The 21,427-nt window shown below is 40.2% G+C and carries 18 protein-coding genes and 1 other annotated feature; of the genes, 9 read left to right on the top strand and 9 right to left on the bottom strand.

The window, feature by feature from the left end; genetic code table 11:
• Nucleotides 1–62: 62 nt before the first annotated feature.
• The gene (locus FC85_RS08860; RefSeq protein ID WP_057865170.1) at nt 63–1,172 is read right to left on the bottom strand and encodes a glycerol dehydrogenase; all 1,110 of its coding nucleotides are present in this window, start codon (nt 1,170–1,172) and stop codon (nt 63–65) included.
• 278 nt (nt 1,173–1,450) lie between these two features.
• Between FC85_RS08860 and FC85_RS15730 the strand changes: the two genes are divergently transcribed.
• Nucleotides 1,451–1,600 carry a hypothetical protein gene (locus FC85_RS15730; protein WP_157051285.1) on the top strand — a complete coding sequence of 50 codons (150 nt, stop codon included), beginning with the start codon at nt 1,451–1,453 and terminating at the stop codon, nt 1,598–1,600.
• Between the two features lie 336 nt (nt 1,601–1,936).
• Here the strand turns inward: FC85_RS15730 and metF are convergent, their stop codons facing one another.
• The 3 genes from metF to FC85_RS08875 all read right to left on the bottom strand — a co-directional run bounded on the left by metF (nt 1,937) and on the right by FC85_RS08875 (nt 5,732).
• Nucleotides 1,937–2,842 (bottom strand): methylenetetrahydrofolate reductase [NAD(P)H], encoded by a 906-nt coding sequence (gene metF / locus FC85_RS08865; RefSeq protein WP_083485067.1) that lies wholly within the window; start codon nt 2,840–2,842, stop codon nt 1,937–1,939.
• The gene (gene metE, locus FC85_RS08870; protein ID WP_057865171.1) at nt 2,820–5,105 is read right to left on the bottom strand and encodes a 5-methyltetrahydropteroyltriglutamate--homocysteine S-methyltransferase; all 2,286 of its coding nucleotides are present in this window, start codon (nt 5,103–5,105) and stop codon (nt 2,820–2,822) included. Before metE ends, metF begins: the two co-directional genes overlap by 23 nt.
• Before the next feature lie 153 nt (nt 5,106–5,258).
• Complete coding sequence (locus FC85_RS08875) at nt 5,259–5,732, bottom strand: S-ribosylhomocysteine lyase (protein WP_003625268.1); 474 nt, start codon at nt 5,730–5,732, stop codon at nt 5,259–5,261.
• Between the two features lie 1,035 nt (nt 5,733–6,767).
• Here FC85_RS08875 and FC85_RS08885 point away from each other — a divergent pair.
• The 4 genes from FC85_RS08885 (at nt 6,768) to FC85_RS08905 (ending at nt 10,954) form a co-directional block, all read left to right on the top strand.
• Nucleotides 6,768–7,523, top strand: coding sequence for an NADP-dependent (R)-specific alcohol dehydrogenase (locus FC85_RS08885; protein ID WP_057865173.1), 756 nt, complete (start codon nt 6,768–6,770; stop codon nt 7,521–7,523).
• Nucleotides 7,524–7,944: 421 nt separating this feature from the next.
• Complete coding sequence (locus FC85_RS08895) at nt 7,945–9,309, top strand: cytosine permease (RefSeq protein ID WP_057865175.1); 1,365 nt, start codon at nt 7,945–7,947, stop codon at nt 9,307–9,309.
• 128 nt (nt 9,310–9,437) lie between these two features.
• Nucleotides 9,438–10,346, top strand: a complete 909-nt coding sequence (locus FC85_RS08900) for a DMT family transporter (RefSeq protein WP_057865176.1) — start codon at nt 9,438–9,440, stop codon at nt 10,344–10,346.
• Nucleotides 10,347–10,357: 11 nt separating this feature from the next.
• Complete coding sequence (locus FC85_RS08905; RefSeq protein WP_057865177.1) at nt 10,358–10,954, top strand: pentapeptide repeat-containing protein; 597 nt, start codon at nt 10,358–10,360, stop codon at nt 10,952–10,954.
• An 81-nt stretch (nt 10,955–11,035) separates the two neighbouring features.
• Here the strand turns inward: FC85_RS08905 and epsC are convergent, their stop codons facing one another.
• The 3 genes from epsC to FC85_RS08920 all read right to left on the bottom strand — a co-directional run bounded on the left by epsC (nt 11,036) and on the right by FC85_RS08920 (nt 13,744).
• Nucleotides 11,036–11,581, bottom strand: a complete 546-nt coding sequence (gene epsC / locus FC85_RS08910; protein WP_057865178.1) for a serine O-acetyltransferase EpsC — start codon at nt 11,579–11,581, stop codon at nt 11,036–11,038.
• Complete coding sequence (locus tag FC85_RS08915) at nt 11,547–12,731, bottom strand: trans-sulfuration enzyme family protein (RefSeq protein ID WP_057865179.1); 1,185 nt, start codon at nt 12,729–12,731, stop codon at nt 11,547–11,549. Before FC85_RS08915 ends, epsC begins: the two co-directional genes overlap by 35 nt.
• Before the next feature lie 71 nt (nt 12,732–12,802).
• Nucleotides 12,803–13,744, bottom strand: coding sequence for a PLP-dependent cysteine synthase family protein (locus tag FC85_RS08920; protein WP_057865180.1), 942 nt, complete (start codon nt 13,742–13,744; stop codon nt 12,803–12,805).
• 412 nt (nt 13,745–14,156) lie between these two features.
• Nucleotides 14,157–14,365 (top strand) — a binding site (T-box leader).
• A 56-nt stretch (nt 14,366–14,421) separates the two neighbouring features.
• Between FC85_RS08920 and FC85_RS08925 the strand changes: the two genes are divergently transcribed.
• Together FC85_RS08925 and FC85_RS08930 are read left to right on the top strand one after the other, a co-directional pair.
• The gene (locus FC85_RS08925; protein WP_057865181.1) at nt 14,422–15,789 is read left to right on the top strand and encodes an FAD-binding oxidoreductase; all 1,368 of its coding nucleotides are present in this window, start codon (nt 14,422–14,424) and stop codon (nt 15,787–15,789) included.
• A gap of 407 nt (nt 15,790–16,196) precedes the next feature.
• Complete coding sequence (locus FC85_RS08930; RefSeq protein ID WP_057865182.1) at nt 16,197–17,099, top strand: helix-turn-helix domain-containing protein; 903 nt, start codon at nt 16,197–16,199, stop codon at nt 17,097–17,099.
• 352 nt (nt 17,100–17,451) lie between these two features.
• On the opposite strand, the gene FC85_RS08935 is transcribed toward FC85_RS08930, so the two are convergent.
• Together FC85_RS08935 and FC85_RS08940 are read right to left on the bottom strand one after the other, a co-directional pair.
• Nucleotides 17,452–18,336: a tyrosine-protein phosphatase gene (locus tag FC85_RS08935; RefSeq protein ID WP_147008524.1), complete on the bottom strand. Its 885-nt coding sequence runs from the start codon at nt 18,334–18,336 to the stop codon at nt 17,452–17,454.
• 100 nt (nt 18,337–18,436) lie between these two features.
• Nucleotides 18,437–19,027 (bottom strand): NAD(P)H-dependent oxidoreductase, encoded by a 591-nt coding sequence (locus FC85_RS08940; RefSeq protein ID WP_057865183.1) that lies wholly within the window; start codon nt 19,025–19,027, stop codon nt 18,437–18,439.
• Nucleotides 19,028–19,146: 119 nt separating this feature from the next.
• Between FC85_RS08940 and FC85_RS08945 the strand changes: the two genes are divergently transcribed.
• The gene (locus FC85_RS08945) at nt 19,147–19,620 is read left to right on the top strand and encodes a MarR family transcriptional regulator (protein ID WP_057865184.1); all 474 of its coding nucleotides are present in this window, start codon (nt 19,147–19,149) and stop codon (nt 19,618–19,620) included.
• 180 nt (nt 19,621–19,800) lie between these two features.
• Nucleotides 19,801–21,396, top strand: coding sequence for an Nramp family divalent metal transporter (locus FC85_RS08950; RefSeq protein ID WP_057865185.1), 1,596 nt, complete (start codon nt 19,801–19,803; stop codon nt 21,394–21,396).
• Nucleotides 21,397–21,427 lie beyond the last annotated feature (31 nt).

The following is a 21,427-nucleotide window of genomic DNA, read 5'->3' on the forward strand; positions in this document are numbered from 1 at the left end:
CTAGAAAACGTAATCATTTTATTTAGGTTACATATTGGCCTAAAAAATAGGTTCACACACTTTTAATTTTCGCCAAAATAGTTTCTTGAGAAGGTATCAACAGCCTTGATCCCATTGAAGACATCATCAGCAGTTACATTAAAGCCCATGTTGTGAATGGTTTCGCCCTTTTGAGTAGTTAATTCGGCAACTTTGCGAAGGTCATCGTCGGTTGCGTTTTCCAGATGAAGGTCCTTTAAAGTTGTTGGCAAGCCAAAGTGATGTTCAAACGTTAAGAACTTGATCAAGCGCTCGTCACTGGCACCTTCCAAAACCAGGTTCAATAAGGTACCATAAGCAACCTTTTGGCCATGTGACATTTTATGAACGTCACCAGAGAGGGCGGTTAATCCGTTTTGGAAGCTGTGAGCCGCAGCTAAACCGGAACTTTCGGCACCAACACCACTGAGTAAAATGTTAGCCTCGACAATGTGGTCCAATGCAGGGGTTACGGTGTGATCACCGGCAGCTGCAACGGCCTGTTCAGCGTATCTGAACAATAATGATTCACATTTTTCGGCCAATGCCAACCCGGCTTGAGTTTGTTGGGTATTGAGTGGCAACAATGTTGTTTGCCGTGCTCGGCGAACGGTCTGAGCTTCAACGTTGGTTGATAATGCGTCAGCAATACCATCGACGAGGAATTTAACGGGTGCCCCCGCGATAACTGAAGTATCAACCAGAACCAAATCGGGATTCTTATCATAGAACATATATTTTAAGAAACTGCCATTTTCTGAGTAAATAACACTGAGCCGGGTACATGGTGAATCATTTGAAGCCAGCGTTGGTGTAATCACGATTGGAATTTTTAATTGTTCGCCAACTGCCTTGGTCGTATCGTTAGTCTTACCACCGCCCAATGAGATGATAAATTGGGCGTCGTTTTCAGCGGCAATTGCTTTGATCCGGTCGATTTCTTCCGGTGAACTTTCACCACCAAACTGAACGTGTTCAATTTTCAAACCATCATCTGTTAAGTAAGTGTAGAATCGTTTGCCGACTAATCCCCAAACGATATCGTCGGTTAGCAAAATGCCATGATCACCAAATGGTTTGATATATTTCGAAGCGGTCTTCAATAAATCTTTACCTTGAACATAAGTCGATGGGCTTGCAAATGCTGTTGTCATAATTAAATCCCCCTATAAGATTAAATCAAACATTCTTCCACTACTGCAAGTGAATTGTAATCGGTTCCAAAAGCATTTGCAATTATTTACACTTCTATTGGTTCTGTCTAATAAGTCAATGACAAATAAGGGATACGACAGACGGTTGCAGACAACATGACCGTCATATTTATTTGAGGTTGATTAATCATTAATGATTGGATAGGCTGGAGTTGATAACTAATTATGCTAAATAAACGTTGGAATAAGTCGCGTAATTGAAATGAGGGGGATGTCAAATGGGATTTTGGATCATGCTGATTTCGTTATTGTTTGCAATTTTCCTGGGGTATTACGCTTTTAGAAGTCGTGAGAATAACCGGGCAATGGCTATTATTTTAGGTATCATTGCATTACTATTTTTAATTTTCGCAGTGTATTTGGCATGACCGGTGGTAAGCCGTATGACTATCGGTTATTTCGTTGCAATGTTGAGGGCGCAAAAAAGAGGCTGGATAAAAGTAATTTTATCCAGTCCCTATTTGTGTAATCACGATTATTACCGAGTGGAAATGTGCGCCAAAGGGCAACTTCCAGCCGTGTCACCGAATTATCTCAATATTCAAACTCGGAATATCTTGTTGAACTTTTTATTTAGTTAAAACGTGGACCAGCAAGCAGCCCCCGGCCATATAAGCCTCCTAACTTAATATTCCAATATCAGGAATATCAAGTTAGGAGGCTTATATTCTGGGGGCTAACCGCTTGCTGGCCCACTCTGTTTTTTAAGAGCGGTGCTTTATAGTTGTCCGGGTTCTTGCATTAGCAGCATCAAATACTGATTTAGTCGCATTCCAGATTCGTTCGGCAATGTCGGCATGATTCATGGTATAAAGGTGAATTCCGTCAACGCCTTCAGAAACAAGATCGATAATTTGATCAACAGCGAACGCAATTCCGGCATCCCGCATTGCTTCCTTACTGTTCTGATAACGATCTAAAATAGCACTGAACTTTTTAGGTAGTGGAACCCCTGTAATTTGAGTAATTCGTTCAATTTGTTTCTTGTTGGTACAAGGCATGATGCCGGCTTCGATTGGGACGTGAATCCCGGCAATTTCAGCCTTTTCCTGGAAATCATAAAAAGCTTGATTATCGAAAAATAGTTGACTAATCAGGTGATCGGCGCCAGCATCGACTTTGGTTCTTAAATGGGCAATATCATCAACAAACCCAGTGGCCTCAGCGTGACAATTTGGGTAACAAGCACTGGCAATGCTAAAGTCTGGTCGATTTTGATGAACAAAGGCTACCAGATCATTGGCGTGATTAAAGTCACCAACTGGTTGTTTTCCGGGAATTTTATCACCGCGAAGGGCTAAAATGTTTTTAACATTAATTTCTGAGAGATTATCCAGTAGGTTTAAAACCTGTTCGCGGGTTTGGTACAATCCGGGGACGTGGGCGACTGCCGGGATGTTCAGCTGGTTTTGAATTAAATCAGCAATCTGAACGGTACCGGTATAGTGGTCAGATCCACCAGCCCCTAATGTAACCGAGATAAAATCCGGATTAATTGATTGGAGCTGTTGAAGGGTTGGTAAAATTGCTTCTTTGGGCGAGTCTTTCTTAGGCGGGAAGACTTCCAGGGAAAAGACAGTTTTATTTTTAAATAACGCTGTTAGGCTCATTTATCTCACTTCTAACTTTCTTCGTTGCATCAACAATATTTTGTAGACTCTTAAAGGATTCTTCTTCAGTTCGCGTCTTTAAGCCACAATCCGGATTAATCCAAATCTTGTCGATTGGTAGTTTATGAACGAGTTGTTTAATCAAGTCCTCGACTTCTTTTTCAGATGGAATTCGTGGTGAGTGAATATCGTAAACACCGGGGCCAACTTCAGTCTGGAAGTTTGCAGCAACAAGTTGATCAATTAAGGTAAAGTCGGCACGGGAAGCTTCAAATGAAATGACGTCGGCATCCAGTGCATCAATCGCCTTGATGATATCGCCAAATTCACTGTAGCACATATGAGTATGAATCTGGGTGCTTGCTTGAACCTTACTGTGGACTAACCGGAAGGCTGGAACTGCCCAGTCGAGGTATTCAGAATACCAGTTGGATTTACGCAACGGTAAGTTTTCTCGCAAAGCCGGTTCATCGATTTGGATAATTTTGATATCGTGTTTTTCAAGATCAAGGACTTCATCTTGAAGGGCTAAAGCAATCTGGGTGACTGATTCTTTAGGTGAAACATCCTCACGTGGGAATGACCAGTTAAAAATCGTAACCGGACCGGTCAGCATGCCTTTGATTAATTTATCAGTGTGGTTTTTCGCAAAGACAGAAGCTTTTACGGTGATTGGTGCGGTTCGTGAGATATCGCCCCAGATGATTGGTGGTTTAACCCCTCGGGTACCGTATGATTGAACCCAACCGTTTTGCGTAAAGACGAAACCGTCAAGCTTTTCACCGAAGTATTCAACCATGTCGTTTCGTTCATATTCACCGTGAACAAGGACATCCAAACCGATTTCCTCTTGCTTTCTGAGGATACGAACAATCTTATCTTCGTTAAATTTGTCGTACTGTTCACGGGTAATTTCACCCTTGCGAAGTTTTGAACGATTTTGACGAACATCTTTAGTTTGTGGGAATGAGCCAATTGTTGTTGTTGGTAAAACTGGTAAATTGAATTCTTTCTTCTGAATTTTTTCACGTTCGCTGCGTTCTGGCAAACGGGTATAATCAGCCTGACTTAAACTGGCAATTCGTTGATGAACAACTGGATTGACTGGATGTTTGACGCTTTGAAACAGGTTGTCGTTTTTCGTTAAAGCAATTTTACCATCCGCTTCATCATGATAAATATTATCGAGTTCTTTAATCTCATCCAGTTTTTGTAAGGCAAAAGCAAGATGCTGTTTCACATCGCCAGGCAGCTTTGTCTCGTCTTCTGCAGTGTATGGGACATGCAGAAGGGATGTAGAACTATTTAATACAATCGGGGCTTTGGTGTTGAGCTGGTTTAAAAAGTTAATGGTATTTTCATAATGATTACGCCAAATATTTTTGCCGTTTACAACTCCAGCGAATAGAATTTTATCATCCGGGAACCCATTTTGTTTTAACAGCTCATTGTTGTACTTGCCTTCAACGAAATCCAAACCGATGCCATCGAAGTTCTTTGAAGTGACATCATTATAAATATCACGAATGTCGCCAAAATAGTTTTGCAAAAGAATCTTCGTTGATCGTTTCTCGGCAAGAATGCCGTCATATAAGTCGTCAAAGAGTTGTTTTTCAACAGAGTCAACGTCGAAACTTAAAGCGGGTTCATCGATTTGAAGCCACTTAACGCCCTTTTGACTCAAGCGGTCAATAATTTGTTTGTAAGCTTCAACCAACGCCTCAACATAATCTCGGGGCTTGGTGTCTTCAATAAACCGACTTAGCTTCAAAAGGGTGTAAGGACCGATAACAACAGCCTTGGCATTGATCCCTTGTTCAAGGGCTTCGTTAATTTCATTAAACAATTTATTGCCAACTAATTTAACGTTAGTTTCTTTTGAAAATTCAGGAACAATGTAGTGATAGTTGGTGTTAAACCACTTTTTCATTGGGAGAGCCTTCACGGTTTCAGAACCATTTTGATAGCCCCGGGCTTGAGCAAAGTATTCGTCCAATTCGGATAAGTGAAGATCTTTATAACGGGAAGGGATAATGTTTAATAGGTTGGCAGTGTCCAAAACACCATCAAAGAATGAAAAGTCACCTACTGGAATTAGATCAATGCCGGCATCTTTTTGAGCCTGCCAGTGATTTTTTCTGATTTCGTAAGCTGTTTGTTGTAATTCTTCCTGGTTAATTTTATTTTTCCAATAATGTTCAGTGGCAAATTTTAATTCACGGTGATGGCCAATGCGTGGGAACCCAATAATTGTTGTTGTCATAGTTGTTAAATCCTCCTTGATTTAAGTGCGCAATTGTTAATGAGAATGTCTGATTTTCGCTAATCATTTGGGAAAGGTTAAAGAAAAAGACGCTGCAATCTTTGTCAGATTGTAGCGTCCATAAAAAGCAGTATTAATGGATCATTTCAGAAACTAGATAACGTGGCGTTCGAAAGGTTGATCAGAGATCCCTTGTGACAAGATTTCTTTACTCCACTCTTTAGCAGAGAACAATGAATGGTCACGGTAATTACCGCAACTATACTTGTCAGTCCCTTGAACGTCTTTCCATTCGATGTCGTTGGCAATTGCCTCGAGTGACCCCTTCAAAGCCTTTGCGACTTCAGTGGTGCTGTGTTCACCCCAAGTAATTAAATGAAAACCGGTTCGGCAGCCAAATGGTGAGCAATCGATAACCCCGTCAAGGCGATCTCTAAGTAATCCGGCTAAGAGATGTTCAATCGTATGCAACCCTGCAGTAGGAATGGCATTGGTGTTTGGTTGAACAAGTCGTAAGTCGTAATTAGAAATGACGTCGCCCTTTTTTCCAGTTTCTTCAGTGATGAGACGAACGTAAGGTGCCTTTACCTTTGTGTGATCTAATGTAAAACTTTCAACTTTTGCCATAAGATATCATATCTCCTTAAAATTTATTAATTACAGTTACTATCTTAACAGTCACTGCTGAATAATAAAATCCCTTAGAGCGGTTCAGCAAATAAAAAAGCATTCGTCCCCACACATCAGAAATAATCTGACGGAGGGGCGAATGCTTCGCTGTACCACCCTGAATTCGTATTACTCTCGCAAGCAATACCTCTGAAAGTGCCAATTATTCCAAATTCTCATAATTGATACCCTGTGAGTTAACGGTCACAGCCGACAACCAAGCGTTAACTTAATTGCACTATTCAGAGTTCATATTCGCTGATTGTTAAGATATCCTTTTTCACCAACCGGATTCTCTTTGAATCTTGTTAAATCAGTTACTCTTCTCTTCAGAGCTTTTCCCTAATCGGATTAGCATTAAAATTTGATGATAATAGTAGTCGACTTTTTAATATTTGTCAACTGTTATGTTGAAACCATCTATAGAGTCGATGGCATAAATGATCTTATTTGCTGGCATAACAGGAAATAGGCCGTTGAGAGTTTCAAAATAATTATCAATTTTTGGGATACTGGTCTGCTAACTTTAATAATTGGACAGCTGTGATAATTGGCAGTGCTTGGAAATAAGAATGAATAAGTGAATTTGTAGCAGCTTTGGTTTTAATTTGCTCAATTTGATTTGGAATTAGTTTACTGGTAGTTAAATGATTATTTTTGTGGTTGTTCATGATAGTTAAACTGATTCTTATTTCCGATTGTCGCATATTGAATATTCATACTGATTTCCCATCCCCTGTTATGGAATGCATAAACGGATGGCGGCGAATCATTAACAACAGTCTGTTGTGATAAATAAAAGCAAAACGATTATCAAATAAAATCAAAAATTAAATGGTGGAAATAATTCGATTATTCACGATCCTTTAGCGCTGGTAGGGGTTGAACACATGCTCATTTAAAAAACGAAAGCCTTTTCATAAAATGGAATAAGTGATACAATTCACATGTAGAAGGAATTATTAATTTATATATAGAAAGCGGGTTATTATTATGACAGATCGTTTAAAGGGTAAAGTTGCAATTGTTACCGGTGGTACTTTAGGAATTGGTTTAGGAATCGCACGTCGGTTCGTTGATGAAGGCGCTAAAGTGGTTATTACCGGTCGTCATGCCGATGTTGGTGAAAAATCTGCTAAAGAAATTGGTACGCCAGATCAAGTTCGTTTTGTTAAATGTGATGCAACACAGGAACAAAGTTGGGTTGATCTTTGGGATGAAACAGAGAAGCTATTTGGCCCAGTAACGACATTAGTCAATAATGCTGGGATGGCAATTGGTAAGAGTGTTGAAAACACAACGACTGAGGAATGGCGTAAATTACTGGCTGTAAACCTTGACGCTGTCTTCTTTGGAACCCGTTTAGGTATCCAGCGGATGAAGAATAAAGGGTTGGGCGCATCAATTATTAATATGTCATCAATTGAAGGCTTTGTTGGTGATCCTAACTTGGGTGCTTACAATGCTTCTAAAGGTGCCGTTCGGATTATGTCCAAATCAGCTGCTTTGGATTGTGCTCTGAAGGACTATGATGTTCGAGTAAACACTGTTCATCCAGGCTACATCAAGACACCATTGGTTCAAGACTTGGATGCTGAAAAAGAAATGTCGAAACGAACCAAGACACCAATGGGCCATATTGGTGAGCCAGATGATATTGCTTGGATGTGCGTTTACTTGGCATCTAATGAATCGAAGTTTGCAACCGGTGCAGAGTTTGTTGTTGATGGTGGCTACTTGGCTCAATAAATCAAAAATTTAACTGATTAAGCAATTAAGTGATTCTAAAAAGCGCCTTCTCGGGCGCTTTTTTTGTGACATATTTTTTAAATGGATGGTGGTTTTAATCAGGATATGAGGTGCCATCAAAAAGTTGTTCTTTATGTCACTGTTGGTAGAAATCGCAATCGGGTAAACAATGCTACCAGTTGTCCGATAACAAAATAATCATTCTTGAAATTCAACTCAAATTGCAATTTGGCGCCATCTCCCGTATAATGACAAGTAAATTTATGTCCTTTAAATAGTCCAGCGAGTCTGTTAAGGAAGCCATTAATGAACATTGTTCTGTTCCCAGTGATAGTCTGGGTAAATGTGCCCTTTACTCGCGTTGAGTGAAGGGCATTTTTTGCGAAAAATTTTGATGACTAAACAGTAAGGAGAAAAACGAATGGCGGATAAAAGTTTTGGCAGGGTTGAATCAATTCCAAAAGACCATCGACACCAATCATACTGGGATATGTTTGCGACTTGGGTTGGCGCCAATGCGAACAACGGGACTTGGTATGTTGGTGGGGTTATTGCGGCCTGTGGATTTGCGACAGCTTCAACGACCCTAATTATTGTTGGTGTGGTGACCTATATTTTATTGGCATTATCTGGATATATGGGTTATCAAACCGGCTTACCGGCAATGGCGTTAACCCGGGCCTCATTTGGATTGAAGGGGAGTTTCTTGCCATCCCTCATTAATGTTGTTCAATTCATTGGCTGGGCAGCCGTGAATACTTTCATTGCCGCAACGTCAATTAGTTACATTCTTCATGATGTTTTAGGGTGGCCGGTTTATGGCAAACCAGGTGGCCTTAAAGGGTTGATCTTAGGGATTATCGTGATGAGCATTCTTCATTTATTAAGTATCTCAATGGGTGAGCGGTCGGTTCAAATTATTGAACGGGTTGGGATTGTTTTAGTTTTTATTTTGGTTATTTGGGAATCGATCGTTGTTTTTCAGCATGTTTCGCTCTCAGAAATTATTTCCTGGCGGCCACCGGTTAATTTAAAAATGAGTCCGGGCCAGGCCGTTGATGTCTTGGCAGCCTTTAATTTAGCATGGGTGACAGCGACAAGTGATTTTACCCGCTTTGCTAAAAAGAAAACCAGCTCAACTTGGGCACCGTTTTTTGGCGCAAACTTGGGTTTGATTTGGTTTGCGATGATCGGAGTCATTTCAACGATTGCTACGGCGATTACGTTGAATCATTTTGATGCGAATAACTCGGATCCTTCAACGATTGCCAGTAAACTGGGCCTTGGTGTGTTAGCCATGCTGGTCATTATTATTACAAGTACAACGGCCAACGCGGTTAATCTCATGTCGGCCGGTTCTGCGTTGACTAACATGACCAAACGACTTTCTTTAACGGTGAGTATCGTATCGGTAACGGTTGTGGCGGTCTTCGTTACCTTTATTCCAATCTTTTATGCGACGTTCTTGGATGTTTTTACCGCTTTTTTGGACGGCATCGGAATGTTCTTGGGGCCGGAAATCGCAATTTTTCTTGTCGACTTTTATTTGGTTGCCAAACAGGACTATCGGATCGATCATTTTGCCTCACGGACAGGTAAGTATTGGTATACCGGTGGGATTAACTGGGTTGCGATCGGCTCTTGGTTGATTGCGGTCATCGCCTATGCATTGATTAAACGTGTTCCTGTATTAGCTGACAGCGTGGGAGCAACCTTTATTTCAATGCTGATTGCTGCTGTCATTTACGTCTTCGTTAGCAAGATGGTTTATCGGCATCGCGTTTAAATGTGACATGGTTATGCTATCATTGAAGATGGCTTTCAAACACGATATCGGATCAAAAAGAAAGCTGGTAACCCAAGCAGGTTGCTGGCTTTTATTTTGCAAAATTTAATGAAGAGGGGCTTTAAAAAATGAAACTAGCTAGATGGCAGGCTAATATCATGCTGCTGCTCACCGCCATGATTTGGGGAACAACCTATACATTTATTAAACAGGCTTATGAAGGACATATGACAGCGGGGATGATGAATGCCATTCGGGGGTTCATTTATGCCCTTTTAATATTCGTCTTTTTCCACCGAATCATTCGGCAAATGACCCGGGATGATTTCCGGATTGGATTGATCGCCGGAATTATTAATTTCCTTGGTTACCAAATTCAAACCATTGGTCTAAATTACACAACGCCCAGTAAGAGCGCATTTTTAACGGCAACGTACGTGGTCATGATCCCGTTTATTGTTTGGCTTTTCTTGCACCAACGACCGGCTGGTAAAAGTTATTTAGCCATTGCAATTTGTTTTGTTGGCACCTTGTTTTTAACAAACACAATTCAGACCGGATTTAATTTCAAGATTGGTGATACGTTGACATTGCTGAGCGCATTTGTCTTTGCTGCCCAAATTGTTTATTTTAGCAGTAAAGCAGCTGAATCTAATCCATTCACAGTTGCTTTTATGTTGGGAATTGTTCAAGGAGTTGCCAGTCTAATATGGTCACTTATCTTTGAACGGGGTGATTATTCAAGTATTAACTGGTCCGTTTCAATTTGGCCGGTCCTGATTTTAGCGGTATTTGCGTCATTTGGTGCTCAAACAATGCAGGTAGTCGGCCAAAAGTTCACGGATTCAACCTCTTCTGGCCTGATCTTGATGACAGAATCACTGTTTGGAAGTCTCTTTTCGGTTTTAATGGGATTTGATCCGCTAACAAGCAACCTGTTAATTGGTGGGGCTTTGATTGTGGTCGCTATTTTCATGATGGAATTTAGTTTGAAGAATATTGTGGCAATAAGAAAGCGCCGTCGATTTGGCAGATAGGAGATAGGTAAATGACAACGATTAATGACCAGACGCTCAGCTTGGATGACGTCGAACCCGAAAATAGTTATGTGAATTGCCATATGACGGTTTCTAATGAACTGATTCGGATTAATGATGTGGTATTTGACCATTGTCAATTTGACCAGACCAACTTTGATCGTGGTGATTGGGGGTATGTGACATTTAAAGGTGTTAACTTATTGAATACCACATTTCACGAAAGCTATTTTGCTCACTGCCAATTTATTAATTCGCAATTAATGGGTGCTGATTTTTCAATTGGAACCCGGATTAAGAATTCTCGAATTGAAGATTCCAACCTACAGTATGCAAATTTTAGTGAAACCAAAATTGAAAATAGTCGCTTTGTTAATTCAAATCTAAATGAAACCAGCTTTCAAGCTGTCACTGTCAAAAAAACGTTAGAATTTGACGGCAGCCAAATCAACGAAATTGATTTTCTTGATACGAAATTAAAGGGTGTTGATTTGTCGAAAGCTAAGTTTGAAACGTTAATCATTACGCCGGAAAACATTAAAGGGTTAAAGATTAATGTGTGGCAGGCCGGCCAACTAATGGCAATGTTGGGAGTTGTTGTCAGTTAATCATTAAGCATCATCAATGAAAACCCCCATATAAATCGGTAGTTGTGATGAAAATACCGATTATATGGGGGTTTTAATCAACTATTTAGACTGCTGATTGAAGGTGACATTGATAATTTTGGGAACTGCTTTATTAATGATTTTGGCAGGATTTCCCACTGCGGTTGCATTCGCCGGAACGTCTGACAACACGACCGCACCAGCGCCGATCCTGCTGGCCTCACCGACAGTAATGGTACCTAGAAGTTGGGCATTTGCACCAATAAAAGCACCACGTTTGATGTGGGGATGCCGGCGGCCGTTAACCGGTCGTCGAGCGCCAAGGGTCACGCCGTGTAAAATCGTGACGTCGTCTTCAATGACCGCTGTGGCACCAATAACGACGCCAATACCATGATCGATAAAGACTCGTTTGCCAATTTTGGCTTCCGGTGCAATTGCAATTCCGGTTCGCCGGGTACTGAATTGGCTGATCAAACTTGCCAAGGTGTAATGATGTCGGTCAGCTAAAAAGTGGGCAATTCGATACCAGAACAGGGCGTGGATACCAGGATATGTCAATAGAATTTCGATTAGACTATGGGCTGCCGGATCACGCTTCAGAATGGACCGTGCTGTTTGAAACATTATTTTTGCTCCCTTGCAGGTTCTGGAATCCACGTTCCAAATCGGTTAATAAATCTTTTTGATCTTCAACGCCAACTGAAAGGCGAATTAACTCGTCCTGAATGCCATTTTTTAAACGGATATCGCGAGGAATTGAGCCGTGGGTCATTAATGCTGGAATCTCAATGAGACTTTCAAGAGCCCCAAGGCTTTCCGCTAATGTGATGACCTGGAGTTCTTCGACGAAGGCTTTGGGATCGAGTCCTGGTTGTAATTCAAATGAGATCATAGCACCAAACCCATTCATTTGTTTTCTGGCAACGTCATAATCCGGATTCTCCGGATCACCTGGGAAGTAAATTTTACTGACCAGCGGTTGATTGGCTAAGTAGTGAAAGATGGCTTCGGCATTTGCTAAATGGGCTCGCATTCGTAGTGAGAGGGTCTTCATCCCTCGTTGAAGCAGCCAACTTTCTTGAGGGGCCAAGATACCACCGATGGCGTTTTGCAAATAGCCAACTTTTTCGGCTAATTCAGCATCTTTTGTTACGACTAAACCGGCGATGACATCGCTATGGCCTCCCAAGTACTTGGATGCACTGTGTAAAACAATGTCGACACCAAATTCAAGGGGCCGTTGGACATAGGGAGAAGCAAAGGTGTTATCAATGATACTGAGGATGTTGTGCGCTTTAGCAATGTCCGCAACCGCTTTGATATCTGTGACCCGCAGCAGTGGATTGGTTGGCGTCTCCAAATAAATAGCTTTGGTTGCTGGTGTAATGGCTGCTTCAACTGCATTGAGATCACGGGTATCAACAACTGTAAATGTCATGCCAAATCGTTTTAAGACGGCATCAATCAGACGGAAAGTACCACCATAGACGTCGTTGCCAACCACAAAATGATCGCCGGCAGAGAACAGGGAAAAAACGGTGTCGATAGCAGCTGATCCAGAAGCGAAGGCAAATCCGGCCACGCCGCCTTCAAGATCGGCAATTAATTTTTCAACAGCTTCACGGGTGGGGTTACCAGAACGTGAATATTCATACTTGTTTTGACCAATTTTTTGTTGGTGAAAGGTTGATGCCATGTAAATCGGGATTGAAGTGGCTCCGGTTACTTTGTCTTCACTAATGCCACCGTGTAATAATTTAGTATCAAATTCCATATCAGTTACCTCGCTATTTTTATTGTTGTATTTGAATTGAGAAGCAGGTGATTTTTGTGGTAAGTTGCTTGCTAACGGGAAACCATTTCTGTAGATTGTTCGTTCGGACTATAAATGTGCTCACTCATGTAACGCTCGCTACTATCGGGAAAAACTGTCACAATGGTACTGTTCTCAGGCAATTCTTTCGCGATCTTTAAGCTGGCTGCTAAAGCCGCACCACTGGAACTGCCGATAAATAGACCCTGGTTTTCAGCCATTTGACGAACTTGTTTGAAAGCATCGTCATCTGAAATCGTTAATGTTTGGTCAATTTCGACGTTTTTAAAAAATGGTGGTACAAATTCGACGCCAATGCCTTCTGTCCGATGTGAATGGGCGGGACCACCATTTAGGATTGATCCCTCTGGTTCAACAACAATTGTTTGCGTCTGTGAATGATGTTCCTTAAGATACTTTGCAATGCCGGCAAATGTGCCACCGCTACCGGCACCAGCAACAAAGGCATCGATTGGTCTGTCAAGATCTGCAAGCAACTCTGGTGCCAATGTGTGATAGTAGGTGGCTGGATTGGCGGGGTTCTCAAATTGCATTGGGACAAAACTGTTTGGCGTATTCGCTTCAACTTCACGAGCTTTTTTAATGGCGCCTTTAATTCCTTCGGCGGATGGTGTGTTGATTAATTGGGCACCGAGCGCCTTCATCAGGGTTTGTTTCTCGTAACTAAATTTCTCTGGAACGACTAAAATAGTTTTTAAATGATACTGCTGGGCTGCTAGCGCAACACCGATCCCGGTATTACCAGCGGTTGGTTCAATAATGGTCGTTTGATCATTAATTTTGCCGCGGTTAAAACCATCTTGGATTAAATACTGGCCAAGCCGATCTTTAATGCTACCGCCGGGATTAAACATCTCAAGCTTGGCATAAATATGGCTATGGTTGGGAACGTTAATTTGTAAGTCGATTAACGGTGTATCACCAATTAATTGTGAGACAGATTTGATTATCATGATTTTTTTCCTCTCTTTGGTCATTGCTAAATTTTAGATAGAAAAAGGGCGCGAAAATTCGTAATGAATTCTCGCGCCCTTGGTCAATTCAAGCCCTGAATGGGCATTGAATTTTTTAGGTCGTTATCCCTTAAAAAATGTCAATGCTAACAGGCCGAACATCGCCAAAAACGCGTTGTTCGACAACAGCTATTGATTGCATTAGACATAAAATAGGTCATAAACGACACCTCCGTAATTTGTTGTCCAAACTATACTCAACATTTTTTAATTTGTCAACGACTTTTTTCATAAACGGTTTTTAAAATCTGGACTTTTCCTATAACTCCTAGGGAAATTGCTATGAATAAAGACATTTATCCAAAAAAGAGTCATAGAAGTATTTGACATTTTTTCATGAAATATTCATAATAAAATTATATTAAATAAAGATGAGTAGCTGTTTTTCCTATTTCAGAGAAGCATTGGGTGGCTGAAAGATGCAATGGGGAATTTAGCGAATATGGTCTTTATGGATAATTAATAAAAATAATCATTAACTTCGCGAGCTGCGCGTTATCACACAATGAGTGGGTGCAAATGCATTCAGTAAGGTGGTACCACGGCAACGTCGTCCTTTATCAAACTGTAAATAGTTTGATAAGGGACTTTTTATTTACGAAAGGACGAGATAAGAAATGGCAACAGTTATTGACGAATTAACAATTCCAGATGGTCGGATTATTACCGACGCACAAGAGGTTCAAAAATTTAGTGGCGATAAATACACTGAAGCAATTGAGGCTGTCAATCAGCCGTTGGCAGTTGTTGAAGCTCAAAGCACTGCCGATGTTCAAGCAGCTGTCAGGTTTGCTAACGCGCATCGAATTCCAGTGACTGCGCGGGCTGCAGCAACTTCAATTGTGAATGGGTCAGCAGCTGAAAAAGATGGATTGATTATTGACTTGAATCAGCTGAATAAAATTTTGGAAATCAATATTCCTAATCAATATGCCGTGGTTCAAGCAGGCGTAATTAATTCTGATTTGGATAATGAAGCTCGAAAACAAGGGTATTTCTTTTCACCTGATCCTGGTTCAAAGCCAATTAGTTCAGTTGGCGGCAATATCGCGACTAACGCTGGTGGCATGAGTTCACTAAAGTACGGCACGACAAAACAGTCAGTAATTGGTTTGAAAGTTGTTTTGGCTGATGGCACGGTCGTTGAGACAGGTGGTAAAACATTCAAGAACAACGCGCCATATGATTTAACCGACTTGTTTGTCGGTTCAGAGGGAACGCTGGGGATTATTGTCGAAGCGACTGTTAAATTACTGCCAGTTCCATTTGGCAATCCCGTAACCGGCCTTGCAACGTTTGCCAACATGAAGCAGCTAAGTGTAGGGGTTCAGAATATTTCCGGAAGTGGTTTGTATCCTTCAATGATGGAGGCCCTTAATAAGACTTCGATTGAAGCATTGGATCGTTTGGAACATTCAGATCTTGGTCAGGGCGGAGCTGAATCGCTATTGATTTTCCAACTGGATGTTGCACCGGCCGGGGCTTTGGATGCGCTTAAAAAGATCTTAAAGAGTTCAGGGGCGTTAAGAGTTAATGTTACTGATGATCCTGATTATGCTAAGAAAATCATCAAAATTCGTCAAGACTACTATCAAGCCGAAGCAGCATACGGGCGATTAATTGTTGAAGACGTAGCTGTGCCACTCTCAAAATTACCTGATTTAGCAGAGTTCGTTGAAAATCTAAAGTTTTCATCCAACGTGACGGCGTTTTTGGGTGGTCATGCAGGTGATGGTAATTTTCACCCAAACTTTGCGGTGTCAAAGGAGTTGGACCAGACGCCTGATGATGTTAATGACGCGATTAATCAAATCTTTAAATATGTTCAATCAATTGGCGGGACAATTTCCGCGGAACATGGTATTGGCGATTTGAAAGAGAAGTGGGTATTACCACAGTTGGGTCAGAACTTGGTGGCTTTACAGAAGAAAGTTAAATTGACGTTTGATCCCAATAACGTGCTGAACCCCGATCGAAAATTATAAGATATGCTTAATTTTGATTAAAAAATTGTGACGAGTATTGGTCATTTTGAACTACTGGTTTATCATGTGACAAAATATAGGTGTAGGGCTAAACAGAGCGGAATAAAAGGCGCTTAACTACTGGAGTGTAGTCGGATTATCTGAATATTCTGAACGGAATAGTTGGATAATTCGGTTACACGGCCGGAAGTTGCCTTTTATCCCGCGTTTTTGCTTGGCAACAATCGTGTATACACTAACAGAGGCTGGGCAAAATGACTATTGTCCCAACCTTTCTTTTGGGCAATTGTGACAAGCTTAAACTATTCCAAATGTTAATATATTTTTATATATAGAAATTTGCTATAATGAGCACATAACGAGTATTCGAATTTGAAAAACTGGTCAAGTGCGAAGGAGCTCAGACAATGAATATTGAAAAGTTTGTTCAGCGAAGAAAAAAATTAGGATATTCTCAAAGCGAGCTTGCCAAGGGAATTTGTACTCAGGCAACGATTAGTAAATTTGAGAATAACGGCAAAATGATTTCAACCAAAATTTTAACACAACTATGTCAACGATTAGGCATATCCTTAAGTGATATCTTTCCAAGCGCTGCTGAGGGGGATGCACAAGTTCGTGAAGATTTGCGAAAAGCAGAATTCGATTTAATTACGACTGAATACGATGAAGCACAACAGATCTTACAGGCAATTTCAATTGATAAAATGGAAATTGATCATACAAAAATGGAATATTTATTTATCAAGGGCTATTTATTGGCTTTAAGTGACGCAAACATTGATGAAGCTATTTTTTGTTTTGACCAAATTTTGAATGGGTATGATGAAAGCCATAGTACCATTTATTCTCAATTGGCATATGTTGGTATGGGGATTTCTTATGAACATGCGGGAAACGTCGATAAAGCGGCCTTTTATTTTTCGAAAATGCCTGAACGATTAAAGAAGGCATCGTATGCTGATATTGACACGACGTGGAAGGTCTTGACGATGTTATTTTATACAGGCCATTTTTATGCTGCACAGCAGGATTTAGTGACCAGTGATGCGTTGCTAAGGGCTTTAATCGAGGTGAGTTCGAAGCAACACGTTACTTTTTATGTTGCACGGGCTCAGTATCAATTGGCCTTGAACTTGATTGCTCAAAAGACTGACTTTAAAATGATTCGTGAGGCATTAAACGATGCTTATGCTTTTGCTAAATTCAATCATAATACGAAGTTGATTGACAAGATTAACCAAATTTATTCCAAATATAGATTGGATACAAATAGGAAGCCACATAGTGAGTTTAAAAATAGAACGTAATGATTAAGTGGGAAGCAACTGTGGCTATCGGATATGGTGTATAGGCCACATTGCCAGTTGCGATTGGCAAAGATTGAACAAACGTCGAAAAATTAAAGCTTTGTAGGTACCTCACCTGGTTGAAAATGATTTTTTATCTGATGATATTCAGCAATTCCAACGGGAAATGAACGGTTGAGAAAAATATCATCCTATCCGGCTTTTTGGACCGCAAGCATTATAGATTGAAGCCATAGTCTAACAGGTGGTTTTATGACCATAGCAAAGAAAGCATCTCATTATTCCATAGCAAGGAATAATGAGATGCTTTCTTTGTATTTTGAGAGCTAACCCAGCCGTTTACCTCATCGTTTTACTTTGTTAAATACAATCGCCTAAGCTTCTGGATGTCCGTTTTGGTTAGTCTCATTTTTATCTTTAAATAATGTTTGATAGATCCATACTTTTGATCAATTGCCGTATAGGCCGCAGTCAGGTACGAACGGCGGGCGGTTCTGGATCTTTTGAGGTTCGCCAAAACATTTCTGTTATGAGTCACTTTTTTCATCGCAATGATTTCTTTATGGGTTGTCTTCTTTAATGCTTGATTTGATTGGAGATAGTTTTTCATGATAGTGGTTTTTCTAACACCCAAACTTGAGAGAATCAACATCGTTGCAATGCCGGTCCGATCTTTCCCGTAAGTACAGTGGTAAAGAACGGCACCGTGATTTTGCTGCAGCAGGCGTTTAAACATTGCCTGATAGGCCTTGATGCTGTGTTCATTGGTAACCATTTTCTGGTAAAAAAGCGTCATGTTATTGGGGTGTTTTAAAGCTAACTGGTTAGCATATTGTCGTTGAGTATGGACACCAAAGTTGGGGTCGGGCATGACACTAAGGCGGTGGTAAGTGACATGAGGAATTTTCTTATCCGGTTGCTGGTGTGCCTCGCCGGCTGATCTGAAATCAAGGTCAACGATTAGGTGATGCTGTTGAGTTAACCGCCACTTATCATGGCTGGAAAGGGCGCTAAGGGCATCGGATCGGATGAGTCGGTTCTGTTTGATATACCGATTATCTTTAGTTTGAATGCCACCGAGGTCAAAGGTATTGGCTGTTCCCGAAAGTTTAATCTCAGTACCGTTAATTTTAGAATTTGATTGATTGGCGCTGACTAGGCTGACAATCAGCAGGCTCGCGATTATTTCAGCAATGATGGTTAAGCCGATTTGGTTAATGCGTTTGGTTAAATTCAAATTGACTTCCCCCCACAAAAAAAATAGTCTGCCTAAATTATAACTTTTTTAGTAGAAAAGTGGCTTTTTTCTCGTAACTAATCTTTGAAGGGCGAAAATGTTAAAGAAATTTACTGATGTGTTCCAAATCAGCTGTGCGTTTGTTAGCAGATTCGTCCTCGGCGTTGAAATTATGCCAGTGAACATTTTTTAGGCCGATTTTTTTAAAAGTGCCGCGGTAAAGTGCTTTGAGAACCGGATTACCATACTTTACTTTGTAAAGAAAGGTTGGGGTTCCAGCAATCGTTAGAATTGTAATCTTAGGATTTTTGGGAAGAACAACCCTTGGATTTGAGGACTGCAAGCGGTTTTTACTGAGGACTTTGTCAATAAATCCTTTAGTCATGGCTGGCATTAATTCCCACCAGATTGGGAAAACAAAAATGATCTGGTCTGCTTGGAGAAGTTGATTAAAATAGTGATCAACTTGGGAATTGAGGGATCTTTTGGTTCGCCAATTATTCAAATCTTCGGCATGCATGACGGGATCAAACTTGTCTTGGTGGAGATCGATGATATCAACGTTAATATTTTTCTGATGGAGGTGATCAATGACCTTTTGTGCAACAGCCGCACTATAACTTCGAAAATGAGGTTGGTTGTGGCTGGCAGCAAGCGTATAAGGATGGTCAAAAATAAGGATAGTTTTCATAAGCAAGATTCTTCTTTCTTGTAAAATGGCTTTGCTCTTTTAATTTTATATTCCATGGAATATAATGAGTATAGCAGGCAACTAAAAATTGTCAATAAATATTCCGAGGAATGAATAAAATGAAGAAAAAAGTTTTAGTAGATGCAATTAAAGATGAATTAGAGACATTTCGCAGTCATGATGTTGACGAGCAGATTCTGGGAAGAATTAAAAATGCTGATTTGAAGTCTGAAATGATTACCGATAAGTTGAACATTAATGATTTACATATTTTACAGATCATTGGTACAGCAACGAATATTCGGATTTCTGATATTGCTAATCATGTTCCATTGACTCAGGGAGCAGTCTCAAAAATTATTAATAAACTCTCTGATGATTCATTGATTCTAAAGAAACATCGCCCAACGAATAAAAAGGATACGTATGTGGAATTAACAGATAATGGGTTAAAAATTAATGATATCCATAACCATTATCATCAAAAAATGGATCAGCAATTAATCGAATTCACAGATGAATTTTCAAAAGATGATTTAAAAGTGATTGACGAATTTTTGAAAAAAATCAATCTAATTCGAAATATTGACTAAAAATAAGAAAAAAGTTTAAAAAAATTCTGCTAATATAATAACCGCTTTCATTGTTGACGTATCACAAAACTTGTTTTTGCGTTTTCCAAGACTAAGTTTAGGGTTGCCTAAAATCATATTTACTTAGGAATAAATTATGGTAACATTGGATATGGATTTAAGAGGAGGTACTAGTGAAAAATGGTAAAAGATAAACGTCCAAAGAAACAACATTTGATTCATTATGCAAATGGTCCTTCTTTGGAAGAAATTAATGGGTCAATCACTGTCCCAAAAGGTAAGGGCTTTTGGAGAACATTATTTATGTATTCGGGGCCTGGTGCATTAGTTGCTGTGGGATACATGGATCCAGGAAATTGGTCAACATCAATCACCGGTGGTCAAAATTTTGAATACCTACTGATGTCGGTTATCTTAATGTCGAGTTTAATTGCAATGTTATTACAGTACATGGCGGCTAAACTGGGCATTGTGAGTCAAATGGATCTGGCACAAGCAATTCGAGCACGAACAAGTAAAACTTTAGGGATTGTTCTGTGGATTCTAACTGAGTTGGCCATCATGGCAACTGATATCGCGGAAGTTATTGGTGCCGCGATTGCACTATATTTGCTATTCCATATTCCATTGGTCTACGCTGTGTTTATCACCGTGTTTGATGTTTTGCTTTTGCTATTATTGACTAAAGTTGGTTTTAGAAAAATTGAAGCAATTGTTGTTTGTTTGATCTTAGTTATTTTATTTGTCTTCGTTTATGAAGTTGCTTTATCAGGGCCTGATTTTGGTGCGATCTTCAAGGGATTGATTCCAACTGGTCAAACCTTTTCAGGGACTGATCGTGTTAATGGTGATACACCATTAACCGGTGCTTTGGGAATTATTGGTGCGACTGTTATGCCTCATAACTTGTACCTGCACTCCGCTGTTTCACAAACTCGAAAAGTTGATCATAGTGATCAAGATGACGTTGCTCGTACAGTTCGGTTCTCAACTTGGGATTCAAACATCCAACTATCGTTTGCCTTTGTGGTTAACTCACTCTTATTGATTATGGGTGTTGCCGTATTTAAGACAGGTGCTGTTAAGGATCCCTCGTTCTTTGGTTTGTTCCAAGCTTTGTCAAATTCTTCCATGTTAAGTAACGGCGTTTTGATTGCCGTTGCTAAATCAGGGGTTCTTTCGGTATTGTTTGCCGTTGCTCTGTTAGCCTCAGGTCAAAATTCAACGATTACCGGTACCTTAACCGGACAAGTTATCATGGAAGGCTTCATTCACATGAAGATGCCATTATGGCTTCGTCGTTTGGTTACCCGATTGATTTCAGTTATTCCTGTTCTGATCTGTGTTGCAATGACAAGCAAACAATCACCAATTCAGCAACATGAGGCGTTAAATACGTTAATGAATAACTCGCAGGTCTTCTTAGCCTTCGCTTTACCATTCTCAATGTTGCCATTATTGATGATGACTGATAATGCTAAGGAAATGGGTGATCGATTCAAGAACACAATGTGGGTTAAAGTTCTTGGATGGGTTTCGGTTCTTGCTCTGACCTTCTTGAACATGAAAGGTCTTCCAGACAACATTACTAGTTTCTTTGGTGCCAATCCTTCTGCAAGTACGGTATCATTAGCTCATACGATTGCTTATGTTCTTATCGCTGCAATTGTTGCACTTCTTATTTGGACGATTTTTGATTTATATCAAAGCAGAAACAAAATGCCAAAGCGTTTTGAATCTACGGAAGAGCACTATGATGAAAGCAAAGAAGATTAGTGATTAAATTTGAAGTTCACAGGAGGGATAT

The sequence above is a fragment of the Lentilactobacillus diolivorans DSM 14421 genome, from assembly GCF_001434255.1.
Taxonomy (GTDB): Bacteria; Bacillota; Bacilli; order Lactobacillales; family Lactobacillaceae; genus Lentilactobacillus; species Lentilactobacillus diolivorans.

Coding starts and splice junctions, on each gene's coding strand:
- FC85_RS08940 (WP_057865183.1), bottom strand. CDS start 19,027: ATGAAAACTATCCTTATTTTTGACCATCCTTATACGCTTGCTGCCAGC.
- metF (WP_083485067.1), bottom strand. CDS start 2,842: ATGAGCCTAACAGCGTTATTTAAAAATAAAACTGTCTTTTCCCTGGAA.
- FC85_RS08860 (WP_057865170.1), bottom strand. CDS start 1,172: ATGACAACAGCATTTGCAAGCCCATCGACTTATGTTCAAGGTAAAGAT.
- FC85_RS08905 (WP_057865177.1), top strand. CDS start 10,358: ATGACAACGATTAATGACCAGACGCTCAGCTTGGATGACGTCGAACCC.
- FC85_RS08920 (WP_057865180.1), bottom strand. CDS start 13,744: ATGATAATCAAATCTGTCTCACAATTAATTGGTGATACACCGTTAATC.
- FC85_RS08925 (WP_057865181.1), top strand. CDS start 14,422: ATGGCAACAGTTATTGACGAATTAACAATTCCAGATGGTCGGATTATT.
- FC85_RS08945 (WP_057865184.1), top strand. CDS start 19,147: ATGAAGAAAAAAGTTTTAGTAGATGCAATTAAAGATGAATTAGAGACA.
- FC85_RS15730 (WP_157051285.1), top strand. CDS start 1,451: ATGGGATTTTGGATCATGCTGATTTCGTTATTGTTTGCAATTTTCCTG.
- FC85_RS08900 (WP_057865176.1), top strand. CDS start 9,438: ATGAAACTAGCTAGATGGCAGGCTAATATCATGCTGCTGCTCACCGCC.
- FC85_RS08875 (WP_003625268.1), bottom strand. CDS start 5,732: ATGGCAAAAGTTGAAAGTTTTACATTAGATCACACAAAGGTAAAGGCA.
- FC85_RS08915 (WP_057865179.1), bottom strand. CDS start 12,731: ATGGAATTTGATACTAAATTATTACACGGTGGCATTAGTGAAGACAAA.
- FC85_RS08895 (WP_057865175.1), top strand. CDS start 7,945: ATGGCGGATAAAAGTTTTGGCAGGGTTGAATCAATTCCAAAAGACCAT.
- FC85_RS08950 (WP_057865185.1), top strand. CDS start 19,801: ATGGTAAAAGATAAACGTCCAAAGAAACAACATTTGATTCATTATGCA.
- epsC (WP_057865178.1), bottom strand. CDS start 11,581: ATGTTTCAAACAGCACGGTCCATTCTGAAGCGTGATCCGGCAGCCCAT.
- FC85_RS08930 (WP_057865182.1), top strand. CDS start 16,197: ATGAATATTGAAAAGTTTGTTCAGCGAAGAAAAAAATTAGGATATTCT.
- metE (WP_057865171.1), bottom strand. CDS start 5,105: ATGACAACAACAATTATTGGGTTCCCACGCATTGGCCATCACCGTGAA.
- FC85_RS08885 (WP_057865173.1), top strand. CDS start 6,768: ATGACAGATCGTTTAAAGGGTAAAGTTGCAATTGTTACCGGTGGTACT.